The organism is Belnapia mucosa (genome assembly GCF_016775475.1).
Taxonomy (GTDB): domain Bacteria; phylum Pseudomonadota; class Alphaproteobacteria; order Acetobacterales; family Acetobacteraceae; genus Belnapia; species Belnapia mucosa.
In genome coordinates this window covers 312,912-335,897 of record NZ_JAEUXJ010000002.1, presented here as the reverse complement: position 1 = coordinate 335,897, position 22,986 = coordinate 312,912, and the positions used below count along the sequence as shown (strand labels likewise).

The window sequence follows — 22,986 nt, the reverse complement described above, 5'->3', positions numbered from 1 at the left end:
CTTGATCGCGATCGAGAGTGGGCCGATCCGGCCTAATTTTCGGTGAAGGCGCGGGCGGGCTCAGCCGCCCGCCATGGTCAGCCCTTCCACCCGCACGGTCGGGCTGTCCGTGCCGCGGCGGAATTCCAAGTCGTCGGCCGGCGTCATGTGCAGCAGCATCTCCTTGACGTTGCCGGCGATGGTCACCTCGGAGACCGGCTCGGCCAGCGCCCCATCGCGGATCATGAAGCCGGCGGCGCCGCGGCTATAGTCGCCGGTGACGCCATTGACCCCCATGCCGATCAGCTCGGTGACGTAGAGGCCCTCGCGGATATCGGCCATCAGCGCCGCCGGCGTCATGCTGCCCGCGGCCAGATAGAGGTTGGACGGCGCCGGGCCGGGCGGGCCGCCGGTGCCGCGGCTGGCATGGCCGGTTGAGGTCATGCCGAGCTGCCGGGCGCTGCGCCAGTCGAGGATCCAGGTGGTCAGCACACCATCCTCGACGATGGACCGGCGGATGCCCTGCATCCCCTCCCCGTCGAAGGGCCGGCTGCGGAAGCCGCGGCGGCGGGTCGGGTCGTCGATGACGGTGAGGCCCGCGGCCATGACGCGCTGGCCCAGCCGGTCGCGCAGGAAGCTGGTCCCCCGCGCCACGGCGGCACCGTTGATGGCACCGGCCAGATGGCCGAGCAGCGAGGTCGCCACGCGCGGGTCATAGACCACCGGCAGGCGGGCGGTCTTCGGTCGGGTCGGGTTCAGCCGCGCCACCGCCTTTTCCCCGGCGCGGCGGCCGATGGCGGCCGCGTCCTCCAGGTCCGCGAGGAAGACGGCGCTGGAATAGTCATAGTCCCGTTCCATCCCCGTCCCCTGCCCCGCCAGCGCGGTGGCCGAGATGGAATGGCTGGTGCGGGCATATTCCCCGGCGAAGCCGTTCGAGGCCGCGAGGGCGATGGTGTAGCGGGAGAAGCCGGCCTCGGCGCCCTCGGAATTGGTCACGCCGGCGATGGCCAGCGCGGCATCCTCGGCCGCGGCGCAGCGGGCGATGAGGTCCTCGGCGCTCGGCTCGGCCGGGTCCTCCAGCTCGAGCGCCGAGGCGATCAGCCCGTCGGGCGCCTCGGGCAGGCCGGCGAAGGGATCCTCCGGCACCACCTTCGCCATGGCGACGGCACGCTCGGCCAGCGCCTGGAAGCCGCGCGGCGAGGGATCGGTCGAGGCGACCACCGCCTGCCGCTGGCCGATGAAGACGCGCAGCCCGAGGTCGAAGCCCTCGGCGCGTTCCAGCTGCTCGATCTTGCCGAGCCGGCGCCCGACCGAGAGGGAGGCCGAGGCGACCAGCAGCGCATCCGCGGCATCGGCGCCGGCCCGGCGAGCGGCGGCGACCAGATCCTGGAGGGTTTCGGCGTGGGAGGTCATGCGACGAGCCTCGCGGCGATTTCGGCGACGCCCGGAACCTTGGTGGCCGGGCCGAGCGCGGCCAGGGTCGGGGTGCCGCGGAAGGCCTCGGCGGCGGCTTCCTGGACCTGCTCGATGGTGACGGCGGCGATCTTCGCCTTGGTCTCCTCGATCGGGATCACCCGCCCATGCACCTGGATCTGCCGGGCGAGCTGCTCGGTGCGGCTGCCCGTGCTCTCGAGGCTCATCAGCAGGCTGGCGCGGAGCTGCGCCTTGGCGCGGTCCAGCTCATCCTGGGTCACGTCGCGCTGGACCTTGCGCAGCTCCTCCAGCGTCACCGGCACCAGCTCCTCCGCCTCCGTCTCGCCGGTCCCGGCATAGACGGCGAAGAGCCCGCCATCGGCGAAGGGATGGGCGAAGGAATAGATGGAATAGACGAGGCCCCGCTTCTCCCGGATCTCCTGGAACAGGCGGGAGGACATGCCGCCGCCGAGCAGCGTGCTCAGCAGCAGGCTCGGGTAATGCAGGCGGTGGTTGTAGCCGCAGCCGGGGAAGCCGAGGACGATATGCACTTGGTCGAGGTCCCGCTCTTCGCGGAACTCGCCGCCCTGGTAGCGGGCGGGCTCGGGCGGCGGCGGGGCCACCGTGGGCAGGTCGCGGAAATGCTGCTCGACCAGTCCCAGCAGCCGGTCATGCTCCAGCGCGCCGGCGGCGGCGACCACCATGCGCTCCGGTCCGTAATGGTGCTGCATGTAGCCGGTCAGCACCTCGCGCTTCATGCGCTTGATGATGTCCTCGGTGCCGAGCGTCGGGCGGCCCATGGGCTGGCCGGGATAGGCCGTGGACTGGAAATGGTCGAAGACGATGTCGTCCGGCGTGTCGTTGGCCTGGCCGATCTCCTGCAGGATGACGCCGCGCTCGCGCTCCAGCTCATCCGGGATGAAGGTGGAATGGGTCAGGATGTCGCCGATGATATCGGCGGCGAGCGGCAGGTCCTCTTTCAGGACCTTGGCGTAGTAGGCGGTCTGTTCGCGCGCCGTATAGGCGTTCAGGTGGCCGCCGACATTCTCCATGTCGCGCGCGATGGTCGCCGCGTCGCGCCGCTCGGTGCCCTTGAAGGCCATGTGCTCGAGGAAATGGGAGACGCCGTTCTCCGCCTCGCTCTCGTTCCGCGTGCCGGCGGAGACATAGGCGCCGAAGGACACGGTCTCGACGCGCGGCATGGTCTCGGAGACGATGGTGAGGCCGTTGGGCAGGCGGGTGACGCGGACGGCTTCGGTCATACGGTGCAGATTCTTTCGCTCAGGTCATGTTGCGGCGGGCATGGGCACGGACGAATGCCTCCACGCCCGGGAGCGCGTCGGGGAGGACGGCATAGCGCTCCTCCCGCTCATATAGGTCGGCCAACCGCGGCGGCAGAGGGGGCCGGAGGCCGGTCGCCCGTTCCACCGCATCCGGGAATTTCGCCGGATGCGCGGTGGCCGCGACCACCACCGGGATCGCCGCATCCTCCGGCGCCTTGGCCCGGGCGGCGGCGGTGCCGACGGCGGTGTGGGGATCGGCCAGATAGCCGGCCGTGGTCCAGAGATGCCGAATCTCCGCCAGCGTCCCCGGATCGTCCAGGCTGAAGCCGTGGAAGAGCTGCGTCGCCTCCCGCCAGGCGGCATCCGGCACCGGCATATGGCCCTCGGTCCGGAAGCGGCCCATCACCGCCGCCGTCGCGGCGCCGTCGCGGCCCAGCAGCTCGAACAGCAGCCGCTCGAAATTCGAGCTGACCTGGATGTCCATGCTGGGTGAGAAGCTCGGCTCCACCCCGCGGATCGACATGTCGTTCGCGGCGAGGAAGCGGGCCAGGATGTTGTTGCGGTTGGCACCGATGATGAGGCGCTCCACCGGCAGTCCCATCCGCCGCACCGCCCAGGCCGCCAGCACATTGCCGAAATTGCCGGTCGGCACGCTGAAGGCCACCGGCCGGTCCGGCGCCCCGAGCGCGAGCGCGGCATAGGCGTAGTAGGGAATCTGTGCCGCGACCCGGGCCCAGTTGATGGAATTGACCGCGGCGAGCCGCATCTCCCTCCGGAAAGGCGAGTCGTTGAACATCGCCTTCACCAGGTCCTGGCAGTCGTCGAAGCTGCCCTGGATGGCGAGGTTGGCGATGTTCGGCGAGAGCACCGTCGTCATCTGCCGCCGCTGCACCTCGGAGGTCCGTCCCTCCGGATGAAGCATGACGAGGTCGATCGCATGGCGGTCGCGGCAGGCCTCGATCGCCGCCGAGCCGGTATCGCCCGAGGTCGCGCCGACGATGGTGATCCGCTCCCCCCGCCGCGCCAGCGCATGGTCGAAGAGCCGCCCGAGCAGCTGCATCGCCATGTCCTTGAAGGCGAGGGTCGGGCCGTGGAACAGCTCCAGCGCGAAGGTACGGTGGTCGAGCTGCACCAGCGGCGCGACGGCCGGATGGCCGAAGCCGGCATAGGCCTCCCCGGTCATCGCCCGCAGCGTCTCGAAGCGCAGCGTCTCCCCGGCGAAGAGGTGGATCAGCCGGGCCGAGAGCTCGGCATAGGGCAGGCCGCGCAGCCCGCGCCATTCGGCGGGCGAGAGGCCGGGCCAGGTCTCGGGCAGGAAGAGGCCGCCATCCTCGGCCAGGCCGGCCAGCAGGACGCCTTCGAAATCGCGGGGCGCGGCCTCGCCGCGGGTGCTGATATAGCGCATGCAGCCCTTCTCTAGCCTGTCCCGCCCTCGGACGGGAGGGGCGGGCCGAAGACGAGGTCGAGCCAGGCGAGGAACATCGCCTCCGGCTCGATCGGATCCTCCCCGGCGAAGAGGCCGTTCCACAGCACCGCCAGCACCGCCGGCCCGGCCATGAGCTGGGGGAAACGCGCCAGCGCATCGCTCTGGATCTCGCCGCGCTCCAGCGCCCGGCGGGCGAGGTGACGGAAGGCAGCCATGCCGGGATCGATGACCAGGCGGCGATAGGTCTCGGCCAGCACGGGGAAGCGCCCGCCCTCGGCCAGGATCAACCGCAGCACCGGCCCGCGGCGGGAGGTTTCCATGTCCCGCAGCACCGGCCCGGCCATGCGCCACAGGAAGTCCCGCACCCTCTCCTCCGGCCCGATCACGGCGCCCACGAGGCCGGAGAGCGGCTCGGCGATCACCTGCTGCAGCACGCCCTCGAACAGCGCCGCCTTGTCGGCGAAGTGGAGGTAGAGCGTGCCTTTGGCGATGCCCGCCCGCGCCGCGACATCGGCCATGCGGGTGGCGGCGAAGCCGCCTTCCAGGAACAGGTCGAGCGCTGCGGCGATGATGGCCTCCCGTGTGCGGGCGGTCTTGGCCGGGCTCGGGCCGCGCGATCGCGCGGGCTTGCTGACCCTGAGGTCATTTTTACTTGCCGCTGGACTGACCATTGGGTCAGTTTAGGCCACTGGTGGGAGGGAATGTCCATGTCCGAAGCCCAGATCCTGATCGTCGGCGCTGGCCCGACCGGCCTCGTGCTCGCCCTGGCCCTTGCCCGGCTCGGTCAGCCCTTCCGGATCATCGACAAGGCTCCCGGCCCCGGCCGGGCCTCGCGCGCCATGGCGGTCCAGGCGCGGACGCTGGAACTCTACCGCAGGCTCGGCATCGCCGATGCCGTCCTCGCCGGCGGCATCCCGGTGCGGGCGGTGCATCTGCGCGAAGAGGGTGCGGAGGTGGCGCAATTCTCGCTCGAGGATTTCGGCCAGGGCCTCAGCCCCTACCCCTTCGCCCTCGCCTTCCCCCAGGACGACCATGAACGCCTGCTGGTCGCGGCGTTGGAGGGGATCGGGATCCGGGTGGAGTGGAACACCGAATTGCTCGGCTTCACCCAGGATGCGGCCGGGGTGCGGGCGCGGCTGCGCCAGGGCGGCGCCGATTCTGAGTGCTCCGCCGCTTGGATCTGCGGTTGCGACGGCGCCCATAGCCGGGTGCGGGAGGCGCTGGCGCCCGGCTTCCCCGGCGGCACCTATCCGCAGCGCTTCTATGTCGCCGATGTGCGGATCGCCGGCCCCTTCCAGACCGACCTTACCGTCAACCTGGCCGAACGCGGCCTCACCCTGATGTTCCCGGTCCGCAGCAGCGGCATGCAGCGCCTGCTCGGCCTCCTGCCTGAGCGGCTGGCCGACCAGGAGGATCTCCGCTTCGAGGCGATCCAGCCCGAGGTCGAGGCGCTGCTCGGCATTCGGGTCGAGGCGGTGAACTGGTTTTCGACCTATCATGTCCATCACCGGGTCGCCGCGCATTTCCGCAGCGGCCGGGCCTTCATCGCCGGCGATGCCGGGCATATTCACAGCCCGGCCGGCGGCCAGGGCATGAATACCGGCATCGGCGATGCGCTGAACCTCGCCTGGAAGCTGGCCGCCGTGCAGGGGGGCCGGGCCGCGCCCGCACTCCTCGACAGCTACGAGGCCGAGCGGATCGGCTTCGCCCGCAGCCTGGTTCGGACCACCGACCGCGCCTTCCAGGCCATGACCGGCAGCGGCGGCGGCAGCCGCTTCCTCCGACGCTGGCTGGTGCCGCGCCTGCTGCCCCTCCTCACCGGCTTCGTGCCGGTGCGTCACGCCTTCTTCAGCACCGTCTCCCAGATCCGCATCGCCTATCCCGAGAGCCCGCTCAGCGAGGGCGAGGGCGGCGAGGTCGCGGCCGGGGACCGCATGCCCTGGGTGCCGGGGGCCGAATACGACCGCTTCGACTGGCGGCTCGAGGTGCATGGCGCGCTGGCACCCGCCCTCGCCGATGCGTCGCAGCGGCTTGGCCTTGCCGCCGCGGCCTATCCCTGGGGCGAGGCGGCGCAGGAAGCAGGGCTGCAACGCGACGCCGCCTATCTGGTCCGGCCGGATGGGCATGTCGGCCTCGCCTGGGCCAACCAGGACCCGCTGTACCTGGAGGTGTATGTGGCGCGGCACGGCCTGGCCTTTCGCTAGGCCTCGCGGCACGCGGCTTGCAGCGGCCGTGCAATGGATGGAGGTTCCATGCGCGCCCTGCTGACCCTGCTGCTGCTCGTCCCGCTCGCCGCCGCGGCGCAGGGCGGGCCGCCGATCCGCATGATCGTCCCCTTCGCGCCCGGTGGCGCCTCGGACACCACGGCGCGGCTGGTGGTGCCGCCGCTGGCCGCGGCGCTCGGCCGGGTGATTGTGATCGAGAACCGGCCCGGCGCCGGCGGGATGCTGGGGGCGGAGGCGATCGCCCGCGCGGCGCCGGATGGCACGACGCTCGGCATCTCCAACACCTCGCCGCATGGGATCGTGCCCCTGGCGCAGGAGAGGCCGCCCTATGACAGCGACCGCGACTTCACCCATATCGTCCTGGTGGCCGAGACGCCGACGGTGCTGCTGGTGCCGGCCGGCAGCCGCTTCCATGGCTTCGCCGACTACCTCCGTGCCGCCGAGAGCTGGCGGCAGGGCCTCAGCTTCGCCAGTACCGGCATCGGCAGCCTGCAGCACCTACAGGGGGAACTGCTGGCGCGGCTGACCGGCGCGCGCCTGATCCATGTGCCCTATCGCGGCACCGGCCCCGCCTTGCAGGATCTGGTCAGCGGCCAGGTGGACAGCCTGCTGACGCCGCTGGCCGGCACCACCGGGGCGCTGGCGGGCGGCCAGGCCCGGGCGCTGGCGGTCAGCAGCGCCGAGCCCTTCGCGGCGCTGCCTGGCGTGCCGACCTATGCCGCGCTCGGCTTCCCGCAGCTCACCGCCACCTCCTGGACCGGCATCAGCGGGCCACGCGGCCTGCCGCCGGCACTGGTCGCGCGCATCAATGCCGAGGTGAATCGCATCACCGCCGCCCCCGACCTGGCGCGGCGGCTGGAGGCGGCGGGGCTCTATCCGCCGGCCCGGCCGCTGGATGCGGCGGCCTATCAGCGGGTGGTGGCGGATTTCGCCACGGTCTGGGGGCCGGTGGTGAAGACGGCGGGGATCAGGCCGGATTAGGCTCGTCCGCGTTTCCCGGCAGGAAGGCCCCGCCATGAATGGACCGATCATGGTCGAACTCGACGACTGGCTCTGGGCGACCCTGGAGGCGGCCGCACGGGAGCGCGGCAGGGACAGCCCGTGACCGACGCCCGCCGCTACGCCCCCGCCACGCTGCGCAACCGCGAGCCGATCCTCGCCGTCCTGCGCCGCCACCTGCCGCCGGCCGGGCTGGTGCTGGAAGTCGCCAGCGGCACCGGCGAGCATGCCGCGCATTTCGCCGCCGCCCTGCCCGGGCTTACCTTCCAGCCGAGCGACCCCGAGCCCGCGGCGCGCACCAGCATCGCCGCCTGGGGCGCCGGCCTCGCCAATCTCCGCCCACCCCTGGCGCTCGATGCCACCGGCGAGGACTGGCCAGCGGCCGATGCCGTGCTCTGCATCAACATGATCCATATCGCCCCCTGGGCGGCGACGCTCGGCCTGATGCGCGGCGCGGCGCGCTGCCTCGCGCCCGGCGGGCCGCTGATCCTCTATGGCCCCTACCGCCGCGGCGGCGCCCATACCGCGCCGGGCAATGCCGCCTTCGATGCGGATCTCCGCGCCCGCGACCCGGAATGGGGCGTCCGGGACCTCGAATCCGTCGCCGCCGCGGCCGCCGCGCAGGGCTTCGGCCCACCAGTCGCCGAAGAGATGCCGGCCAACAACCTCACCCTGGTCTTCCGGCGCCCCGGCTGATGCGCCACCCTGGATGCCAGGGGGAGAAGCGATGATCGAGACCGACTACCTGGTGATCGGCGCCGGCTCGGCCGGCTGCGTGGTCGCCAGCCGCCTCAGCGAGACCGGCGCACAGGTGACCCTGCTCGAGGCCGGGCCGCGCGACACCTATCCCTGGATCCATATCCCCGCCGGGATGCTGCGGCTGATCTACAACCCAAGGGTCAACTGGAACTACATGTCCGAGCCCGGCCCCGGCAGCGCCGGAAGGCCGATCCGCTGGCCGCGTGGCCGCGTCCTCGGCGGGTCCAGCTCCATCAACGGCATGCTCTATGTCCGCGGCAACCCGGCCGATTTCGACCTCTGGGCGCAGATGGGCTGCCGCGGCTGGAGCTTCGAGGATGTCCTGCCCTTCTTCCGCCAGTCGGAGCACTACGTGCAGGGCGGCGACCCCGCCTATCGCGGCCAGGGCGGCGTCCTCAAGGTCGAGGACTACCGCACCATCCTCCCCCTCACCCACCGCTTCGTGGAAGCCGCGCAGCAGGCCGGCCACGCCTTCCGCCGCGACCTGAATGGCGAGGAGCAGGAGGGCGTCGGCTATTCGCAGATGACCCGGATCGGCCGCTTCCGCGGCTCGACCGCCCGTACCTTCCTCGCCGCCGCCCGCGGCCGCCAGAACCTCCGGGTCGAGACGGATGCGCCGGCGACCCGCCTGATCTTCGAGGGCCGCCGCTGCATCGGCGCCCGCTTCCGCCGTGACGGCGCCGAGCATGAGGTGCGGGCGCGGCGGGAGGTGATCCTCTCCGGCGGCGCGGTGAATTCGCCGCATCTCCTCCAGGTCTCGGGCATCGGCCCGGCCGAGCATCTGCGCTCGATCGGCATCGAGGCGCTGCTGGATGTGCCGGGCGTCGGCCACAACCTGCAGGACCATTACGTCGCCCGGGTGCAGCACCGGGTGCGCGATGCCGTCTCCACCAACCAGCTCGCGCGCGGCATCCGCCTGGCGGGGGAGGCGCTGCGCTTCGCCTTCCAGGGCCGCGGCGCGCTGACCTTCGGCGTCACCACCGCCCAGGTCTTCTGCCGCTCGCGCGAGGGGCTGGCGAGCCCCGACCTCCAGCTGCTGTTTACCCCGGCCAGCTACGACCCGCAGCAATTCGGCGTGCTGGAGCGGGAGCCGGGCATGACCTGCGCCGTCTGCCCGGTGCGGCCGGACAGCCGCGGCACCATCCTGGCCAGATCCGCCGACCCCTTCGAGGCACCGGCGATCCAGCCCAATTATCTCAGCCAGCGTTCCGACCAGCAGGTGATGATGGCCGGGCTGCACGCGGCGCGGCGCATCTTCGCCGCCCCCGCCATCGCCCGGCACAGCGCCTTCGAGATCGTGCCCGGCCCCGGCTGCGAAACCGACGACGCGCTGCTGGATTGCATGCGGCAGTATGGCACCACCATCTATCACCCGGTCGGGACCTGCCGCATGGGCGAGGATCCGGCCAGCGTGGTGGATAGCCGGCTCCGGCTGCGCGGCATCGGCGGGCTCCGCGTCATCGATGCCTCGGTCATGCCCACGCTGACCACGGGCAACACCAATGCGCCGACCATCATGATCGGCGAGAAAGGGGCGGCCATGATCCGGGAGGATATGGGCCATGGGGGATGACATCGCGGCGCTGCGGCGCCTGCTGGAAGGGTCGCGCCGCGCCGTGGTCTTCACCGGCGCCGGCATCAGCACGGAATCGGGCATCCCCGATTTCCGCAGCCCGGGCGGCGTCTGGGAGCAGATGAAGCCTATCATGTTCCAGGACTTCCTCGCCTCGGCCGCCGCCCGGCGCGAGAGCTGGCGCCGCCGCTTCGCCGCCGATGCGACCCTGCGCACCGCCGAGCCTAATCGCGGCCACCGCGCCGTCGCCCGGCTGGTGCGGGAGGGCAAGGTCGCCGCCGTCATCACCCAGAATATCGACGGGCTGCACCAGGCCTCCGGCATCCCGGAGCGCCAGGTGATCGAGCTGCATGGCAACACCACCTATGGCGCCTGCCTCGATTGCAGCAGCCGCTATTCGATCGAGGAGCTGCGCGGCGCCTTCGAGCGCGATGGCGACGTGCCGGATTGCCGGCATTGCGGCGGCCTCATCAAGACCGCGACGGTCAGCTTCGGCCAGTCCATGCCGGCCGCCGCCATGGTCCGGGCCGAGGAGGAGGTGCTGGCGGCCGATCTCTGCCTGGTGCTCGGCTCCTCCCTCGTGGTCTATCCGGCGGCGGGATTTCCGGAGCTGGCGAAGCGGGCCGGCGCGCAGCTTGCGATCGTGAACAACCAGGAGACGGGGCTGGACGAGATCGCCGACCTCGTCATCCATCGCGGCATCGGCGACGTGCTCGGCGGCGCGGTCGGGGTCAACTAGAGCAAACTCCGATCAGATGGAATCATCTGGTCGGAGAAATTTGCTCGCCAAAACAACAAGCTAGAGCGAGGTCCGTGAGCCAGTGCGAACGGAAACCGCTCTAGCCAACCTGCCGCGGCCGCCAGATCGCGGTATGCGCGACCATCGCCAGCATCAGCCCCTGCCCGTCGAACACCATCGCCTCCAGCTCGACGATCCGGTGCCCCTTGCGCTCGGTGTTGGAGGTGATCAGGGCCCGGACCTCCAGCACCTGCCCGACCTGCGCCGGCGCCAGGTTCCGCACCCGCGAGCCGACATGGATCCAGGGTCCGAGCCGCACATTCTGCACCAGCGCCTGGTTGCACTGCCGCAGCACCAGCCCGGGATGGACCAGGCCCTCCGTCTCATAGAGCTCATCCGTCTCGCCCACCGCCGCGAGGTATTCCGCCGCCAGCGCCGGCGTCACCTCGAGCGGCCGGGTGCAGAGCCAGAGGCCGGGGGCGAGGCTTTCCTCGCTGGCCGGCGGGCGCTCAGCCGGCGGGGCGCGCCATTCCGCCTCGCGCGGGACCTGCGGCGGGTCGGCGGGTATCCAGGCCCGGCCGGTGGCGCAGACATCCTCGCCGCGGCGGACGGCGAGGCTCAGCCCCTCCTCCGCCTCGCCGGCCTCGGCGGTGACGCGGTCGCCGTCATAGACCGGCGACTGGAAGCGGATCTCGGCCGCGCCCTGCGCCAGCCAGTCATGGCCCCAGCGCTCGACCGCCGGATGGACGGCATAGGCATAGACCTCCACCCCCGGCACCAGCGCCCCGGTGAAGCCGAAGCGTCGCGCTACCGCATCGTCATGGATCTTGTTCTCGGATGTGGCCGAGAGGTTGCGGGCGGTGACTTCATGGAGCCCGGACATGGCCTTCCTCCCCAAGGCCTGTAGCCTGTCGCCATCACGGCCGGGCGGCAAGCCCCGGTTCAGGTCTTCCGGCGTTCCAGCGCCGCGATGAGCGGCAGCATGCTGTGCGGATGCGGCAGCTGCGTCGGGCAGTCGATGGTCTGGACCGGGGTGCCGATATGGACGCCGAGCAGGCTCACCGGGTCCATGTTGCCGCGGAAATTGGCCACCGGCGGAAAGGCGTCGTTGCCCATGCCGGCCGCGGCCTTGTTGAAATAGCTCACGACCTGGCCGCCGAGGCCGAAGCTGGCGAGGCTGGCCAGGACGCTCGCCCCGGCCGATCCGGCGCCGCCGACCAACGCCCGGATCGGGTTGCCCGACATCTGGTTCAGCAGGGCCAGGGCGCCCGGCGCATTCCAGGTCACCGCCGGCATCTGGCAGATGGCACCAACGAGCTGGGCGAAGGCCCCGCCAAGGGAATGGCCGGTCAGCCAGCAGACCTCCGTCCGGCGAGCGACATTGGCGGTGAACTCCACCGCGTCATTCAGCTTCATCGCCAGCGCATTCAGGCCGAGGCCAATGCCGCCGAGATCGGCGACCACCGCATCCTTGCCATTCGCCGTGCCGCGGAAGCAGACGCAGGCGATCCGCCCCTTCGCCCGCCAATAGGCGCGGACGCGGAAATTGTCGTTCTCGTGGAGGTCCTGCAGGTGGTCCGTATGCCAATCCTTGAGCATGACGGAGTTGCTGGCATCGCCATAGACGTCGTCGGCGATGCGCGCGAGGCCGAGGAGATCGTACATAGCATCCCGTTGCAGATGTGGGATGTCTTCTCTAGCAAACCGATCTGGCAGCGTGAAGACTTGGCCGATCAGGCCCCCGCCCCGCCTGCCACCTGGCCCCGCGCCGCCAGCCGGTCCGCCAGCCAGAACATCACCGGGTTCAGCGCGATGGTCAGCAGCGCCACCGCCAGGACCAGGTCACGCCCGACCGCCGGCATCACCCGCTCCGCCACGCCGAGCCCGGCCAGGATGAAGCTGAACTCACCGATCTGGGCGAGGGAGGCGGCGATCATCAGCGCCTCGCCCTGGCTCATCCCGCGCAGCCGGGCGATGCCCCAGGCGGCGGCGGATTTGCCGAACATCACCACCAGCGCCGCCGCCAGCACCGCCACCGGTTCCCGCAGCAGGATCGCCGGGTCGAACAGCATGCCGACCGAGACGAAGAACAGCACCGCGAAGGCGTCGCGCAGCGGCAAGGTCTGCTCGGCGGCCTTCTGGCTCAGCGCCGACTGGCCGAGCACCAGCCCCGAGAGGAAGGCGCCGAGCGCGAAGGAGACGCCGAAGGCCGCATAGGCGACGAAGGCGACGCCGAGCGCGGCGACCAGCGCCGCCAGCGAGAACAGCTCCCGCGAGCGCAGCCCGCCGACCAGCGAGAGCAGCCAGGGCAGCACCCGGCTGCCCACCACCAGCATCAGCGCCACGAAGGCCGCAACCTTGCCAAGGGTGATGAGCAGCGAGAGCAGGATGTCCCCCTGCCCCACCCCGACGCCGGTCAGCATCCCGGCCGGCACCCGCCCATCCAGCAGCGCCGCGCCGACCGGCACCAGCACCAGGGCGAGGACCATCGCCAGATCCTCCACCACCAGCCAGCCGACCGCGACCTTGCCGGCATGGCTCTCGACCGCGCCGCGTTCCTGCAAGGCGCGCAGCAGCACCACCGTGCTGGCGACCGAGAGGCAGATGCCGAAGACCAGCCCCTGCCCATCCGTCCAGCCCCAGAGCCGCGCCAGGCCCCAGCCGAGCAGCGTCGCCAGGCCCATCTGCACCAGCGCCCCCGGCACCGCGACGCCGCGCGCCTCGGCCAGTTCCCGCGGCGAGAAATGCAGCCCGACGCCGAACATCAGCAGGATGACGCCGATCTCGGACAGCTCCCCGGCCAGGGCCTGGTCGCCGACGAAGCCCGGCGTGTGCGGGCCGATCAATACCCCCGCCAGCAGGTAGCCGGCCAGCGGCGGCAGGCGCAGCTTGCGCGCAAGGACGCCGAGCAGCAGCGCCGCCGTCAGCGCCGCAGCCAGTGTGGTGATGAGCGGGATGTGGTGCGGCATGCGCACCTTCTATCCGTTCCCGCTGCGCCACGCACCCCGGCGGCGCCGGCGGTCACGCCTCCTGCAAGTAGCGCCGCCGCAGGTGGTCGGTGAAATCGGCTGTGTCGAGCGGCTTGCCCGTCGCGGCCCGCAGCAGGTCCTGGAAGCCGAGCCGCGAGCCCTGGCCATGCACATGCGTGTGCAGCCAGCCGACCAGCGGCGCCATCTCGCCGCGCCCCATCGCCGCATCGAGACCCGGCACCGCCCGCCGCGCCGCGCCCATCAGCTGCGCCGCCGCCATGGCGCCCAGGGTGTAGCTGGGGAAGTAGCCGAAGGCGCCGTCATGCCAATGGATGTCCTGCAGGCAGCCCTTGGCATCGTCCGGTGGCGCGATGCCGAGCAGCGCCCGGAAGCCCTCCGCCCAGGCGCCCGGCAGGTCGCGCACCGCCAGTTCGCCACCGATCAGCGCCCGCTCCAGCCGGAAGCGCAGGATGATATGGGCCGGATAGGTCAGTTCATCCGCATCGACGCGGATGAAGCCGCGGGAGACGCGGCGCCAGTGCCGGGCGAGATTGGCCGTCGCATAGGCCGCGGGGTCGCCGCCGAAGGCCCGGTGCAACTCGCCGCCGAGGAAGCCGAGGAAGGCATCCGACCTGCAGGCCTGCATCTCGATGATCAGGCTCTGCGATTCATGCGCCGCCATGCCGGAGGCCTCGCCGACCGGCTGGCGGGCCCAGGCGGCGGGCAGCCCGGCCTCATAGAGCGCATGCCCGGTCTCGTGCAGCACGCCCATCAGCGCCTTCCCGACCTCCTCCGGGTCGTAGAAGGTGGTGATGCGGATATCGGTCGGCGTCCCGCCGCAGAAGGGATGCAGGCTCTCATCCAGCCGCGCCCCATCGTAATCGAGGCCGAGCCGGGCCGAGAGGGCGCGACAGAGCACCCGCTGCGTCTCGACCGGGAAGGGCCCCGGCAGGGGCAGCGGCGCGCCACGGCGCTCCTGGATCGCCTCGGCCTTCGGCAGAGCCTCGCGCAGGAAGGCCTCATAGGCGGTGAAGACCGGCTCGACATCGGCGGCGCCGATACCGGGCTGGTAGCCATCCATCAGCGCGTCATAGGGCGAGAGGCCGAGCGCCGTGGAGAGCGCCGCCGCCGTCTCCCGCTGGAGCGCCACCACCTCCTCGAGATAGGGGCGGACCAGGGCGAAATCGGCCCCGGCCTTGGCGGTGCGCCAGACCTTCTCGCAGGCGGCATTCGCCCGCTCCCGCGCCTCGACCAGCGCGGTCGGCAGGGCCGTCGCGCGGCGATGGGCGCGGCGCATCAGGGCAAGGTTGGCCGCATCCCATTTGCCCTCGGCCGTGGCGGCGGCCAGGTCCTCCGCCACCTCGGGCGCGGTCAGCAGTTCGTGCCCGAGGCCGGCCAGCACCGCGAGCTGTTCGCCCCGCGCGGCGCCGCCCGCGGGCGGCATCATCGCGCTCGCATCCCAATGCAGCATGGCGCTCGCCTCGCCGAGGGTGGCGATGCGGGCGAAGCGGGATTTCAGGCGGGCATAGGCCTCGCTCATGCGGCGGACTCCCGGGTGCGGCGGAGGATGAAGGCGAGGACCACGCCGACCAGCGCGGCGGCGAGCCCATACCAGGTGATGGCATAGCCGAGATGCGGGTTGTCCGGCCGCGGCAGGCTCCGCGCGGCGGCGGGCAGCTGCCCGACCGGAGCGCCCGGCCCGACCAGCGCGACCAGCCCGAAGGGCGCCGGCGGCGGTAGGCCGAGCGCGGCGCCGATCACGGCCGGGTCGAAGACCCAGAAGCGCCGCCCAGCCGTATCGTCGCGCGGGCTGTTCCAGTCGCGGGTATCGACCCCCCGGACATATCCGGTGACGGCCACCTCGCCCTCCGGCCGGTCGAGCGGGCGGTCCCGCTCCAGCGGCACCCAGCCGCGATCCACCAGCAGCGGCGGCGCCTCCGGCCGCAGCAGCGGCGTCACCAGATGCGCGCCGAGCGTGGTGCCGCGCAGCTCGATGCCCAGCAGCACCTCCCGCCCATGGTCGAAGCGGCCGGTGGCGACGACCTTCGCATAGGGCTCGGGCGTCGCCGCCAGCGGGCGGGGCGGCCCCGCCTCGGCGGCGGCGATCCGCGCCAGCATGTCGGTCTTCCAGTGCAGGCGATGGACCTGCCAGGTGCCGAGCGCGATCAGCGCGGCCAGCACCGGCAGGCTGGCGAGGATGGGAAGGAAGCGGCGCATCACGGTCCGATATGGGGGCAACAGCGGCCGCCGCCAAAAGAAAGGGCCGCTGCCGCGATGCGGACAGCGGCCCCTGCCGGAGGCAAGCCTCGTGGGCGGCCAGAGCGTGATCGCCGGAGGCTGGAACAGCCGAAGGCGTGAATCACGCGACCAAACAACGGACTAGACCATGCTCCGCGATCCCATGACCGCGGATCGTGGTCTAGTGCTCGGCGATCTCGCCGGCGCCCAGGAAGTAAATGCAGACAAAGAGGAACAGCCAGACCACGTCCACGAAGTGCCAGTACCAGGCCGCCGCCTCGAAGCCGAAATGCCGGTTCGGGGTGAAATGGCCGCGCATGGCGCGGATCAGGCAGACCAGCAGGAAGGTGGTCCCGACGATCACATGGAAGCCGTGGAAGCCGGTGGCAAGGAAGAAGGTGGAGGGATAGACGCCGCCGGTGAACTTGAACGGCGCCTCGGCATATTCCACCGCCTGCAGCGAGGTGAAGGAGAGGCCGAGAAGGACCGTCAGCGCCAGGCCGGTGATCAGCGACTTGCGGTCGTTGTGCAGCAGGGCGTGATGCGCCCAGGTCACCGTGCAGCCCGACAGCAGCAGGATCATGGTGTTCAGGAAGGGCAGGCCGAAGGGGTCGAAGGTCAGCACCCCATGCGGCGGCCACACCGCCTCGGTCGCGCCGGAGACATGCTGCGGATAGAGCGCGAAGTGGAAATAGGCCCAGAAGAAGGCGACGAAGAACATCACCTCGGAGGCGATGAACAGCATCATCCCGTAGCGCAGGCCGATCCGCACGATCGGGGTATGCATCCCCGGGGTCCGCGATTCGCGGATGACGTCACGCCACCAGAAGAACATCGTCGCCAGCACGCCGGCGACGCCCAGATAGAGCATCCACCAGATGCCGTAATGCGCCAGCAGGACGATCCCCAGCACCAGCGCGCCGCCGGCGAAGGCGCCAGCCAGCGGCCAGGGGGACGGGTCCACCAGGTGGTAGGGGTGCTTGTGCAGCGGCGGGGCTTCCGCGGTCGCCGTCATATCGGAGGAGCTGGCCATGGCGCGTCCTGATCACGGGCGGGAGGAAGGCCCCGCCGGTTGCGGCGCATCAATCCCCAAAACCCCGGCCGGATCAAGCCCGGTTGGGCCCTGGATCAGGGCGTTGCGGTGCGCCGCGGCCCCACATGTTCGCCGGCATTGGCCAGCGCCCCGGACCGGGCCGCATCGTCGAGGCTGCGGAAGAAGGTATAGCTGATGGTGATGGTGCGGATGCCGCGCGTATTCGGGTCATCGGCAATCTTCGGATCGACCCAGAAGGAGAGCGGCATATCCGCCCGCTGCCCCGGCTCCAGCGTCTGCTCGTCGAAGCAGAAGCAGGCGGTTTTGTGGAAATACTTCCCCACCACCTCGGGCGTGACGTTGTAGGTGGCGACGCCGGTGACCGGCGTGCCGGAGAGGTTCTCCGCCCGGTAGAAGCCCATCCCCTCCTCGCCGACGCGGAGCCGCATGCTCGGCGTCTCGGGCCCGAAGCGCCAGGGCAGGCCGGGATGGGTGGTGGCGTTGAAGCGGATCGTCATGACCTGCTCCCCCGCCCCCGGGGCCGCCGGCCCGCCCGCCTGCACCGTGCCGTTATAGCCGGTGGCGCGGCAGAACATGTCGTAGAGGGGGACGGAGGCGAAGGCGAGGCCGACCATGCCGGCCACGAATCCACCCACCGCCAGGCCGAGCCGGCGGTTGCGGCGGCGAAGCTGGTCACGCGGGGTCATCGGTTCATCCCCTCAGGACGCGGGCGGCGCTGATGGCGAAGAACAGGGCCACCAGGACGACCAATACGCCAAGCACGGCCCAGTTCTTCTGCCGCCGCCGGCGGTCGAGATCGGTGCGCTGCTCGGGCGTCATCAGCCGAGGACCGCCTTGTCCACCACCAGCGCGAGGAAGAGCAGCGCGAGGTAGAGCAGCGAGTAGCGGAAGGCCTTACGGGCGGGCGCGTCCTTGGTCAGGCTGCGCCCTTCGGCATCCTGCCGGTCGCGCCAGACGGCGACGGCATGGCGCAGGAACTCGGCCCCCAGCAGCAGCGCCGCCGCGGCATAGAGCCAGCCGGCGAAGCCGAGCAGCGTCGGCAGCAGCGTCAGCGGCACCAGCAGCAGGGTATAGAGCAGGACCTGCTTCCGCGTCTCCCGTGCGCCATGGGTGACGGGCAGCATCGGCACGCCGACCTTTTCGTAATCGGCATGGGCAAAGAGGCTGAGCGCCCAGAAATGCGGCGGGGTCCAGAAGAAGATGATGGCAAAGAGCAGCATCGGCGCCAGCGTCACGTCGCCGGTCACCGCCGCCCAGCCGATCACCGGCGGGAAGGCCCCGGCCGCACCGCCGATGACGATGTTCTGCGAGGTCCGCCGCTTCAGCCAGGCGGTGTAGACGAAGACGTAGAAGCCGATCGAGACCGCCAGCACTCCGGCCGCGACCCAGTTGGTCGCCAACCCCATGATGAGGACGGAGGCGACGGCGAGGCCGACGCCATAGGCCAGCGCCGCCCCCGGCTCGATCCGTCCGGCCGGGATGGGGCGGTGCTGGGTCCGGCGCATGACCGCATCGATGTCGCGGTCGTACCACATGTTGATGGCGCCCGCGGCACCGGCACCGAGCGCGATGCAGAGCACGGCGGCGATGGCCAGCACCGGGTTCAGGTGGCCGGGTGCCACGAGCAGCCCGCAGAGGCCGGTGAGGACCACCAGCGAGATGACGCGCGGCTTCAGGAGGGTGACCCAGTCCTTGACCTCGGACAGGTCCTGCTGCGGGGCGGCTGCGGTGACGTCGCTCATGGCTGCGATGTAGGCCTTGGAAGCGGAAAACGCCACACCCCGGCTTCGGGATGTGGCGCTTTCGGTGGTGGTCGGGTCCTGCCTTAGCGAACGTGCGGCAGTTCCTCGAAGGTGTGGAAGGGCGGCGGGCTGCTCACCTGCCACTCGAGGGTGGTCGCGCCCTCGCCCCAGTAGTTGTCCGCCAGATGCTCCTTCGAGGTGAAGGTCTTCCAGCAGACATAGAAGAACACGAACATCGAGGCGGTGGAGAGATAGGCGCCGAGGGAGGAGACCAGGTTCCAGCCCCAGAAGGCGTCCGGATAGTCCGGGTAGCGGCGCGGCATGCCCTGGGCGCCCAGGAAGTGCTGCGGAAAGAAGACCAGGTTGGCGCCGATGAACAACGTCCAGAAATGGACCTTGCCCCAGAACTCCGGGTAGGGCTTCCCGCTCATCTTGCCGATCCAGTAGTAGAAACCGGCGAAGATCGAGAAGACGGCGCCCAGCGACAGCACGTAGTGGAAGTGCGCCACCACGTAATAGGTGTTGTGCAGGATCACGTCGACGCTGGCATTGGCCAGCTTCACGCCGGTGACGCCGCCGAGGGTGAAGAGGAAGATGAAGCCGATGGCGAACAGCATCGGCGTCTTCAGGCTGATGGAGCCGCCCCACATGGTGGCGATCCAGGAGAAGATCTTGATGCCGGTCGGCACCGCGATGACCATCGTCGCGGCCATGAAGTAGGCCCGCGTGTCCACATCGATGCCCGAGGTGAACATGTGGTGCGCCCAGACCACGAAGCCCACGACGCCGATCGCGGTCATCGCATAGGCCATCCCGAGATAGCCGAAGACGGGCTTGCGGCTGAAGGTCGAGACGACGTGGCTGATGATGCCGAAGCCCGGCAGGATCATGATGTAGACTTCGGGGTGGCCGAAGAACCAGAACAGGTGCTGGAACAGCACCGGGTCGCCGCCGCCCGCCGGGTTGAAGAAGGCCGTGCCGAAGTTGCGGTCGGTAATCAGCATGGTGATCGCGCCGGCCAGCACCGGCACCGCCAGCAGCAGCAGGAAGGCCGTTACCAGCATCGACCAGACGAAGAGCGGCATCTTGTGCAGCGTCATGCCCGGGGCGCGCATGTTGAAGATGGTCGTGATGAAATTCGCCGCGCCCATGATCGAGCTGGCACCGGCCAGGTGCAGCGCGAAGAGCGCGAGGTCCATCGACGGGCCCGGGTGGTAGGCGCTGTCGGAGAGCGGGGTGTAGATCGTCCAGCCCGCGCCGGCGCCCTCGCCGATGAACATGCTGGCGCCGAGCAGCAGGAAGGCCGGGACCAGCAGCCAGAAGCTGATGTTGTTCATCCGCGGAAAGGCCATGTCCGGCGCGCCGATCATCAGCGGCACGAACCAGTTGCCGAAGCCGCCGATCAGGGCCGGCATGACCACGAAGAACACCATGATCAGGCCATGGGCGCTGACCACCGTATTCCAGGCCTGGCCGCTGCCGAAGAACTGAAGCCCCGGCTGCTGCAGCTCCATCCGCATCAGCATCGACAGGCCGACGCCGATGACCGAGGCGAAGACCGAGAAGATGAGATAGAGGGTGCCGATATCCTTGTGGTTGGTGCTGAACAGCCAGCGCGCCACGAAACCGGGCGTGTGGTCGTGGTGGCCGTCGTGATGTGCGTCTGTGGCGTGCGCCATGGATCCGCCTCGTAGCTTGATTAGGTCAGCCGCCGCTCAGCGGCTCAGCTCGGCGATGCGGGTGCCGGTCTCGGCCGGGCTGCCCTCCGCCGCGTATTTCTTCTTCGCCTCCTCGACCCAGGCCTGGAACTCGGCCTGCGGCACGGCGCGGACCATGATCGGCATGAACCAGTGATTGGTCCCGCAGATCTGGTTGCACTGGCCGTAATAGGTGCCCGGGCGGTCGGCACGGAACCAGGTCTCCAGCGTCCGGCCCGGGATCGTGTATTTCTGCACGCCGAGGCTGGGGACGAAGAAGCTGTGGATCACGTCCTGGCCTGTGGTCAGGACCCGGATATTGGCGCCCACCGGGATCACCAGCGGCTCGTCCACCGCGAGGTTGCGCGGCTGGTCGGGCTTGAGGTCCTCATCCGGAATCGGCCGGCTGTCGAAGGCGAAGTCGCCATTGTCCGGATAGGCATAGTGCCAGTACCACTGCCGGCCCTGGACGTTGATCGTCAGGTCCGCATCGCGCGCCCGGTCCTCATAATAAATGAGGCGGAAGGACGGGATGGCGATGATCAGCAGGATCAGCACCGGCACCACGGTCCAGGCGATCTCGATCAGCGTGTTGTGGCTGGTCCGCGACGGATTCGGGTTCGCCGATTCGCGGTAGCGCCACATCACATAGGCCAGCAGCACCATGACGAAGATGGTGATGAGGACGATGATCCACAGCACCAGCGTGTTGAAGTCGTGGATCGCTTCCTTCACCGGGCCGCCCGCGGCCTGGAGCCCCAGCCCCCAGGGGACCGGCCCGCCCAGATCGGTATGGGTCTCCCCCACAACCCCGCCGGAAGCGCCGCTACCCTGCGCCAGGGCAGGCCCGACCATGCCAAGCAGGGCCGCCAGCGCCAGCCCCGAAGCCCACCCCAACCAACGACCGATGACCCGCTGCATTCCGTATCCCGCCCGCTCGCGCGCGGTGCGCGCATCGCCTGAGTGCCGCCATGCCCGCAGGTCCCCCGCATGGAGATTCCCTGGGGGACGCCGGCCGGCCGGACCATAGTCGCCCAGCACCGCACCGCACAAGTGAGGGTCCGCCGCGGAACCGCAAGTCGCCCGTCTGGCGCGGTAGAAATCAGCTGCCGGCTTCGGCCTCGGCATCGACCTCGGCCACATGGTCCACCATATCCGAGAGCATGGAGCGGATATGCTCGTCCTGAACCGCGTAGAAGACCTGCCGGCCGCGCCGCTCGGCCTGGAGCAGCCGCGCCGCGCGCAGCAGCCGCAGATGGTGCGAGACCAGCGAGGCCGAGATGCCCAGGCGCTCCGCCATCTCCCCCACCGCCGCCGCCGCGTCGAGGCAGGCGAGGATGATCTTCAGCCGCGTCGGGTCGCTCATCAGGCGGAACATCTCCGCCAGCTCCACCACCTGGTCGTCGCCGATCCGGATTCGTCCGCGCATCTGGCCCTCACCCTCGTGCTTGCGCCTTGACAGGAAAGCCTCGCGAGCGCAACTGCGATCCTGACTTAACCCTCTGAAAAACAAGGAACCTCTGAACAGTTGAAGACCTGTTCAGCCATCCGCGCCGCCGATGGCCCATGTTGACCCGCGTCGAGCCGCCGCCCGAGGTCAGCCTGCCGGAGATGCACCGCAGCGTCCGCGTGCCGGATGCCGCGGGCTGGCTGCGCCGCTTCTCCGCCTTCCTCGGCCCGGGCTACCTGGTCGCCGTCGGCTATATGGATCCCGGCAACTGGGCCACCGCCCTCGCCGGCGGTTCGGCCTTTGGCTACACGCTGCTCTCGGTCGCCCTGCTCTCCTGCCTCATGGCCATGCTGCTGCAGGCCCTCTCGGCGCGGATCGGCATCGCCACGGGGCGGGACCTGGCGCAGCTCTGCCGCGACCGCTTCCCCCGCCCGGTCAATTACGCCCTCTGGCTGCTGGCCGAGGTGGCGATCTGCGCCACCGACCTCGCGGAGCTGATCGGCACGGCCATCGCGCTCGAACTCCTCTTCGGCATCCCGCTCCTCCTCGGCGTCGTGCTCACCGCGCTCGATGCGTTGCTGATCCTCTGGCTGCAGCATCGCGGCGTCCGCTGGCTGGAAGCGCTGGTGGCCGGGCTGATCGTGATGATCTTCGGCTGCTTCGCCGTCCAGCTCGCCCTGGCCCAGCCGGACTGGGCGGCGGTCTTCGCCGGCTACATCCCGCAGCGCTCGATCCTGGCAGATGAGGCGCAACTCTACATCGCCATCGGCATCCTCGGCGCCACGGTGATGCCGCACAACCTCTATCTCCATACCGCCGTGGTGCAGTCCCGCGCGGTCGGCGCCAGCCAAGCCGAGCGGCGGGAGGCGATCCGCTTCGCCGCCATCGACAGCAGCCTTGCCCTCGGCCTCGCCCTGCTGGTGAATTCCGCCATCCTGGTCACCGCCGCCGCGGTCTTCCATGCCGGCGGCCGCACCGAGGTGGCGGAGATCCAGGAAGCCTATGCGCTGCTGGCGCCGATGGTCGGGACAACCCTCGCCGCCACCCTGTTTGCCGTGGCGCTGCTGGCCTGCGGGCTGAATGCGACGGTCACCGCGACGCTCGCCGGCCAGGTGGTGATGGAGGGTTTCCTCGGCCTGCGCCTGCCCCCCGTCGTGCGACGGCTGATCACCCGGCTGGTCGCCATCATCCCGGCCATCGTGGTGACCTGGCTGCAGGGGGAAAGCGGCACGGCGCAGCTCCTCGTCCTCTCCCAGGTGGTGCTCTGCCTCCAGCTCCCCTTCGCCGTCATCCCGCTGATGCTCTTCGCCGGGGACCGGCGGCGGCTGGGGGCGGAGGCTGCGCCGCGCTGGCAGCTCCTGCTCGGCTGGGCCAGCACGGTCGTGATCGTGGCGCTGAACCTCAAACTGCTCTGGGGGATCCTGGCGGGGTAGGCTGCGC

22 protein-coding genes are annotated in these 22,986 nt (G+C 70.4%); 6 read left to right on the top strand and 16 right to left on the bottom strand.

Features of this window, described 5'->3' with window-relative positions:
- Positions 1-60: 60 nt before the first annotated feature.
- From JMJ55_RS06240 to JMJ55_RS06225, 4 genes are read right to left on the bottom strand one after another with little or no spacing between them, the layout of a single operon-like run.
- Complete coding sequence (locus tag JMJ55_RS06240) at positions 61-1,392, bottom strand: TldD/PmbA family protein (RefSeq protein WP_202824649.1); 1,332 nt, start codon at positions 1,390-1,392, stop codon at positions 61-63.
- Positions 1,389-2,654 (bottom strand): M16 family metallopeptidase, encoded by a 1,266-nt coding sequence (locus tag JMJ55_RS06235; protein ID WP_202824648.1) that lies wholly within the window; start codon positions 2,652-2,654, stop codon positions 1,389-1,391. The genes JMJ55_RS06240 and JMJ55_RS06235 overlap by 4 nt, the downstream gene beginning before the upstream one ends.
- A 19-nt stretch (positions 2,655-2,673) precedes the next feature.
- Entirely contained in the window at positions 2,674-4,080 is a 1,407-nt protein-coding gene (gene thrC / locus JMJ55_RS06230; protein WP_202824647.1) for a threonine synthase, read from the bottom strand.
- Between the two features lie 11 nt (positions 4,081-4,091).
- Entirely contained in the window at positions 4,092-4,772 is a 681-nt protein-coding gene (locus tag JMJ55_RS06225; protein WP_202824646.1) for a TetR/AcrR family transcriptional regulator, read from the bottom strand.
- Between the two features lie 36 nt (positions 4,773-4,808).
- Here JMJ55_RS06225 and JMJ55_RS06220 point away from each other — a divergent pair, with 36 nt between their 5' ends.
- The 5 genes from JMJ55_RS06220 (at position 4,809) to JMJ55_RS06200 (ending at position 10,396) form a co-directional block, all read left to right on the top strand.
- Positions 4,809-6,305: an FAD-dependent monooxygenase gene (locus JMJ55_RS06220; RefSeq protein WP_202824645.1), complete on the top strand. Its 1,497-nt coding sequence runs from the start codon at positions 4,809-4,811 to the stop codon at positions 6,303-6,305.
- Positions 6,306-6,353: 48 nt separating this feature from the next.
- The gene (locus JMJ55_RS06215) at positions 6,354-7,307 is read left to right on the top strand and encodes a Bug family tripartite tricarboxylate transporter substrate binding protein (RefSeq protein ID WP_202824644.1); all 954 of its coding nucleotides are present in this window, start codon (positions 6,354-6,356) and stop codon (positions 7,305-7,307) included.
- Positions 7,308-7,427: 120 nt separating this feature from the next.
- Complete coding sequence (locus JMJ55_RS06210) at positions 7,428-8,021, top strand: DUF938 domain-containing protein (RefSeq protein WP_202824643.1); 594 nt, start codon at positions 7,428-7,430, stop codon at positions 8,019-8,021.
- A 31-nt stretch (positions 8,022-8,052) separates the two neighbouring features.
- Positions 8,053-9,657 carry a GMC family oxidoreductase gene (locus JMJ55_RS06205; protein WP_202824642.1) on the top strand — a complete coding sequence of 535 codons (1,605 nt, stop codon included), beginning with the start codon at positions 8,053-8,055 and terminating at the stop codon, positions 9,655-9,657.
- Entirely contained in the window at positions 9,647-10,396 is a 750-nt protein-coding gene (locus tag JMJ55_RS06200; RefSeq protein ID WP_202824641.1) for an SIR2 family NAD-dependent protein deacylase, read from the top strand. Before JMJ55_RS06205 ends, JMJ55_RS06200 begins: the two co-directional genes overlap by 11 nt.
- 100 nt (positions 10,397-10,496) lie before the next feature.
- Here JMJ55_RS06200 and JMJ55_RS06195 read toward each other — a convergent pair whose 3' ends face one another.
- The 12 genes from JMJ55_RS06195 to JMJ55_RS06145 all read right to left on the bottom strand — a co-directional run bounded on the left by JMJ55_RS06195 (position 10,497) and on the right by JMJ55_RS06145 (position 21,525).
- A complete protein-coding gene (locus JMJ55_RS06195) occupies positions 10,497-11,279 on the bottom strand; it encodes a hotdog family protein (protein ID WP_202824640.1) in 783 nt (260 codons plus the stop codon).
- A gap of 59 nt (positions 11,280-11,338) precedes the next feature.
- Positions 11,339-12,061: an alpha/beta hydrolase family protein gene (locus JMJ55_RS06190; protein WP_202824639.1), complete on the bottom strand. Its 723-nt coding sequence runs from the start codon at positions 12,059-12,061 to the stop codon at positions 11,339-11,341.
- 68 nt (positions 12,062-12,129) lie between these two features.
- Positions 12,130-13,365: a cation:proton antiporter domain-containing protein gene (locus tag JMJ55_RS06185; RefSeq protein ID WP_202824638.1), complete on the bottom strand. Its 1,236-nt coding sequence runs from the start codon at positions 13,363-13,365 to the stop codon at positions 12,130-12,132.
- 52 nt (positions 13,366-13,417) lie between these two features.
- Positions 13,418-14,905 carry a carboxypeptidase M32 gene (locus JMJ55_RS06180; protein WP_202824637.1) on the bottom strand — a complete coding sequence of 496 codons (1,488 nt, stop codon included), beginning with the start codon at positions 14,903-14,905 and terminating at the stop codon, positions 13,418-13,420.
- A complete protein-coding gene (locus tag JMJ55_RS06175; RefSeq protein WP_202824636.1) occupies positions 14,902-15,582 on the bottom strand; it encodes an SURF1 family protein in 681 nt (226 codons plus the stop codon). Before JMJ55_RS06175 ends, JMJ55_RS06180 begins: the two co-directional genes overlap by 4 nt.
- A gap of 202 nt (positions 15,583-15,784) precedes the next feature.
- Positions 15,785-16,636 carry a cytochrome c oxidase subunit 3 gene (locus JMJ55_RS06170; protein ID WP_236033449.1) on the bottom strand — a complete coding sequence of 284 codons (852 nt, stop codon included), beginning with the start codon at positions 16,634-16,636 and terminating at the stop codon, positions 15,785-15,787.
- Positions 16,637-16,731: 95 nt separating this feature from the next.
- Positions 16,732-17,343 (bottom strand): cytochrome c oxidase assembly protein, encoded by a 612-nt coding sequence (locus JMJ55_RS06165; protein ID WP_202824635.1) that lies wholly within the window; start codon positions 17,341-17,343, stop codon positions 16,732-16,734.
- A gap of 4 nt (positions 17,344-17,347) precedes the next feature.
- Positions 17,348-17,476, bottom strand: coding sequence for a hypothetical protein (locus JMJ55_RS31530; RefSeq protein ID WP_268885253.1), 129 nt, complete (start codon positions 17,474-17,476; stop codon positions 17,348-17,350).
- Positions 17,476-18,399: a heme o synthase gene (locus tag JMJ55_RS06160; RefSeq protein ID WP_202824634.1), complete on the bottom strand. Its 924-nt coding sequence runs from the start codon at positions 18,397-18,399 to the stop codon at positions 17,476-17,478. The genes JMJ55_RS31530 and JMJ55_RS06160 overlap by 1 nt, the downstream gene beginning before the upstream one ends.
- Before the next feature lie 83 nt (positions 18,400-18,482).
- On the bottom strand, positions 18,483-20,078 hold the full coding sequence (ctaD, locus tag JMJ55_RS06155; RefSeq protein WP_202824633.1) for a cytochrome c oxidase subunit I: 1,596 nt from the start codon (positions 20,076-20,078) through the stop codon (positions 18,483-18,485).
- Between the two features lie 36 nt (positions 20,079-20,114).
- Positions 20,115-21,017, bottom strand: a complete 903-nt coding sequence (gene coxB / locus JMJ55_RS06150) for a cytochrome c oxidase subunit II (RefSeq protein ID WP_202824632.1) — start codon at positions 21,015-21,017, stop codon at positions 20,115-20,117.
- A gap of 181 nt (positions 21,018-21,198) precedes the next feature.
- Positions 21,199-21,525, bottom strand: a complete 327-nt coding sequence (locus JMJ55_RS06145) for an ArsR/SmtB family transcription factor (protein ID WP_202824631.1) — start codon at positions 21,523-21,525, stop codon at positions 21,199-21,201.
- 137 nt (positions 21,526-21,662) lie between these two features.
- Between JMJ55_RS06145 and JMJ55_RS06140 the strand changes: the two genes are divergently transcribed.
- Entirely contained in the window at positions 21,663-22,979 is a 1,317-nt protein-coding gene (locus tag JMJ55_RS06140) for an Nramp family divalent metal transporter (RefSeq protein ID WP_202824630.1), read from the top strand.
- Positions 22,980-22,986 lie beyond the last annotated feature (7 nt).

Bases quoted from the DNA above. Each gene is read 5' to 3' on its own strand.
- JMJ55_RS06240 (WP_202824649.1), bottom strand. From the start codon at position 1,392: ATGACCTCCCACGCCGAAACCCTCCAGGATCTGGTCGCCGCCGCTCGC.
- JMJ55_RS06235 (WP_202824648.1), bottom strand. From the start codon at position 2,654: ATGACCGAAGCCGTCCGCGTCACCCGCCTGCCCAACGGCCTCACCATC.
- thrC (WP_202824647.1), bottom strand. From the start codon at position 4,080: ATGCGCTATATCAGCACCCGCGGCGAGGCCGCGCCCCGCGATTTCGAA.
- JMJ55_RS06225 (WP_202824646.1), bottom strand. From the start codon at position 4,772: ATGGTCAGTCCAGCGGCAAGTAAAAATGACCTCAGGGTCAGCAAGCCC.
- JMJ55_RS06220 (WP_202824645.1), top strand. From the start codon at position 4,809: ATGTCCGAAGCCCAGATCCTGATCGTCGGCGCTGGCCCGACCGGCCTC.
- JMJ55_RS06215 (WP_202824644.1), top strand. From the start codon at position 6,354: ATGCGCGCCCTGCTGACCCTGCTGCTGCTCGTCCCGCTCGCCGCCGCG.
- JMJ55_RS06205 (WP_202824642.1), top strand. From the start codon at position 8,053: ATGATCGAGACCGACTACCTGGTGATCGGCGCCGGCTCGGCCGGCTGC.
- JMJ55_RS06200 (WP_202824641.1), top strand. From the start codon at position 9,647: ATGGGGGATGACATCGCGGCGCTGCGGCGCCTGCTGGAAGGGTCGCGC.
- JMJ55_RS06195 (WP_202824640.1), bottom strand. From the start codon at position 11,279: ATGTCCGGGCTCCATGAAGTCACCGCCCGCAACCTCTCGGCCACATCC.
- JMJ55_RS06190 (WP_202824639.1), bottom strand. From the start codon at position 12,061: ATGTACGATCTCCTCGGCCTCGCGCGCATCGCCGACGACGTCTATGGC.
- JMJ55_RS06185 (WP_202824638.1), bottom strand. From the start codon at position 13,365: ATGCCGCACCACATCCCGCTCATCACCACACTGGCTGCGGCGCTGACG.
- JMJ55_RS06180 (WP_202824637.1), bottom strand. From the start codon at position 14,905: ATGAGCGAGGCCTATGCCCGCCTGAAATCCCGCTTCGCCCGCATCGCC.
- JMJ55_RS06175 (WP_202824636.1), bottom strand. From the start codon at position 15,582: ATGCGCCGCTTCCTTCCCATCCTCGCCAGCCTGCCGGTGCTGGCCGCG.
- JMJ55_RS06170 (WP_236033449.1), bottom strand. From the start codon at position 16,636: ATGGCCAGCTCCTCCGATATGACGGCGACCGCGGAAGCCCCGCCGCTG.
- JMJ55_RS06165 (WP_202824635.1), bottom strand. From the start codon at position 17,343: ATGACCCCGCGTGACCAGCTTCGCCGCCGCAACCGCCGGCTCGGCCTG.
- JMJ55_RS31530 (WP_268885253.1), bottom strand. From the start codon at position 17,476: ATGACGCCCGAGCAGCGCACCGATCTCGACCGCCGGCGGCGGCAGAAG.
- JMJ55_RS06160 (WP_202824634.1), bottom strand. From the start codon at position 18,399: ATGAGCGACGTCACCGCAGCCGCCCCGCAGCAGGACCTGTCCGAGGTC.
- ctaD (WP_202824633.1), bottom strand. From the start codon at position 20,078: ATGGCGCACGCCACAGACGCACATCACGACGGCCACCACGACCACACG.
- coxB (WP_202824632.1), bottom strand. From the start codon at position 21,017: ATGCAGCGGGTCATCGGTCGTTGGTTGGGGTGGGCTTCGGGGCTGGCG.
- JMJ55_RS06145 (WP_202824631.1), bottom strand. From the start codon at position 21,525: ATGCGCGGACGAATCCGGATCGGCGACGACCAGGTGGTGGAGCTGGCG.
- JMJ55_RS06140 (WP_202824630.1), top strand. From the start codon at position 21,663: ATGTTGACCCGCGTCGAGCCGCCGCCCGAGGTCAGCCTGCCGGAGATG.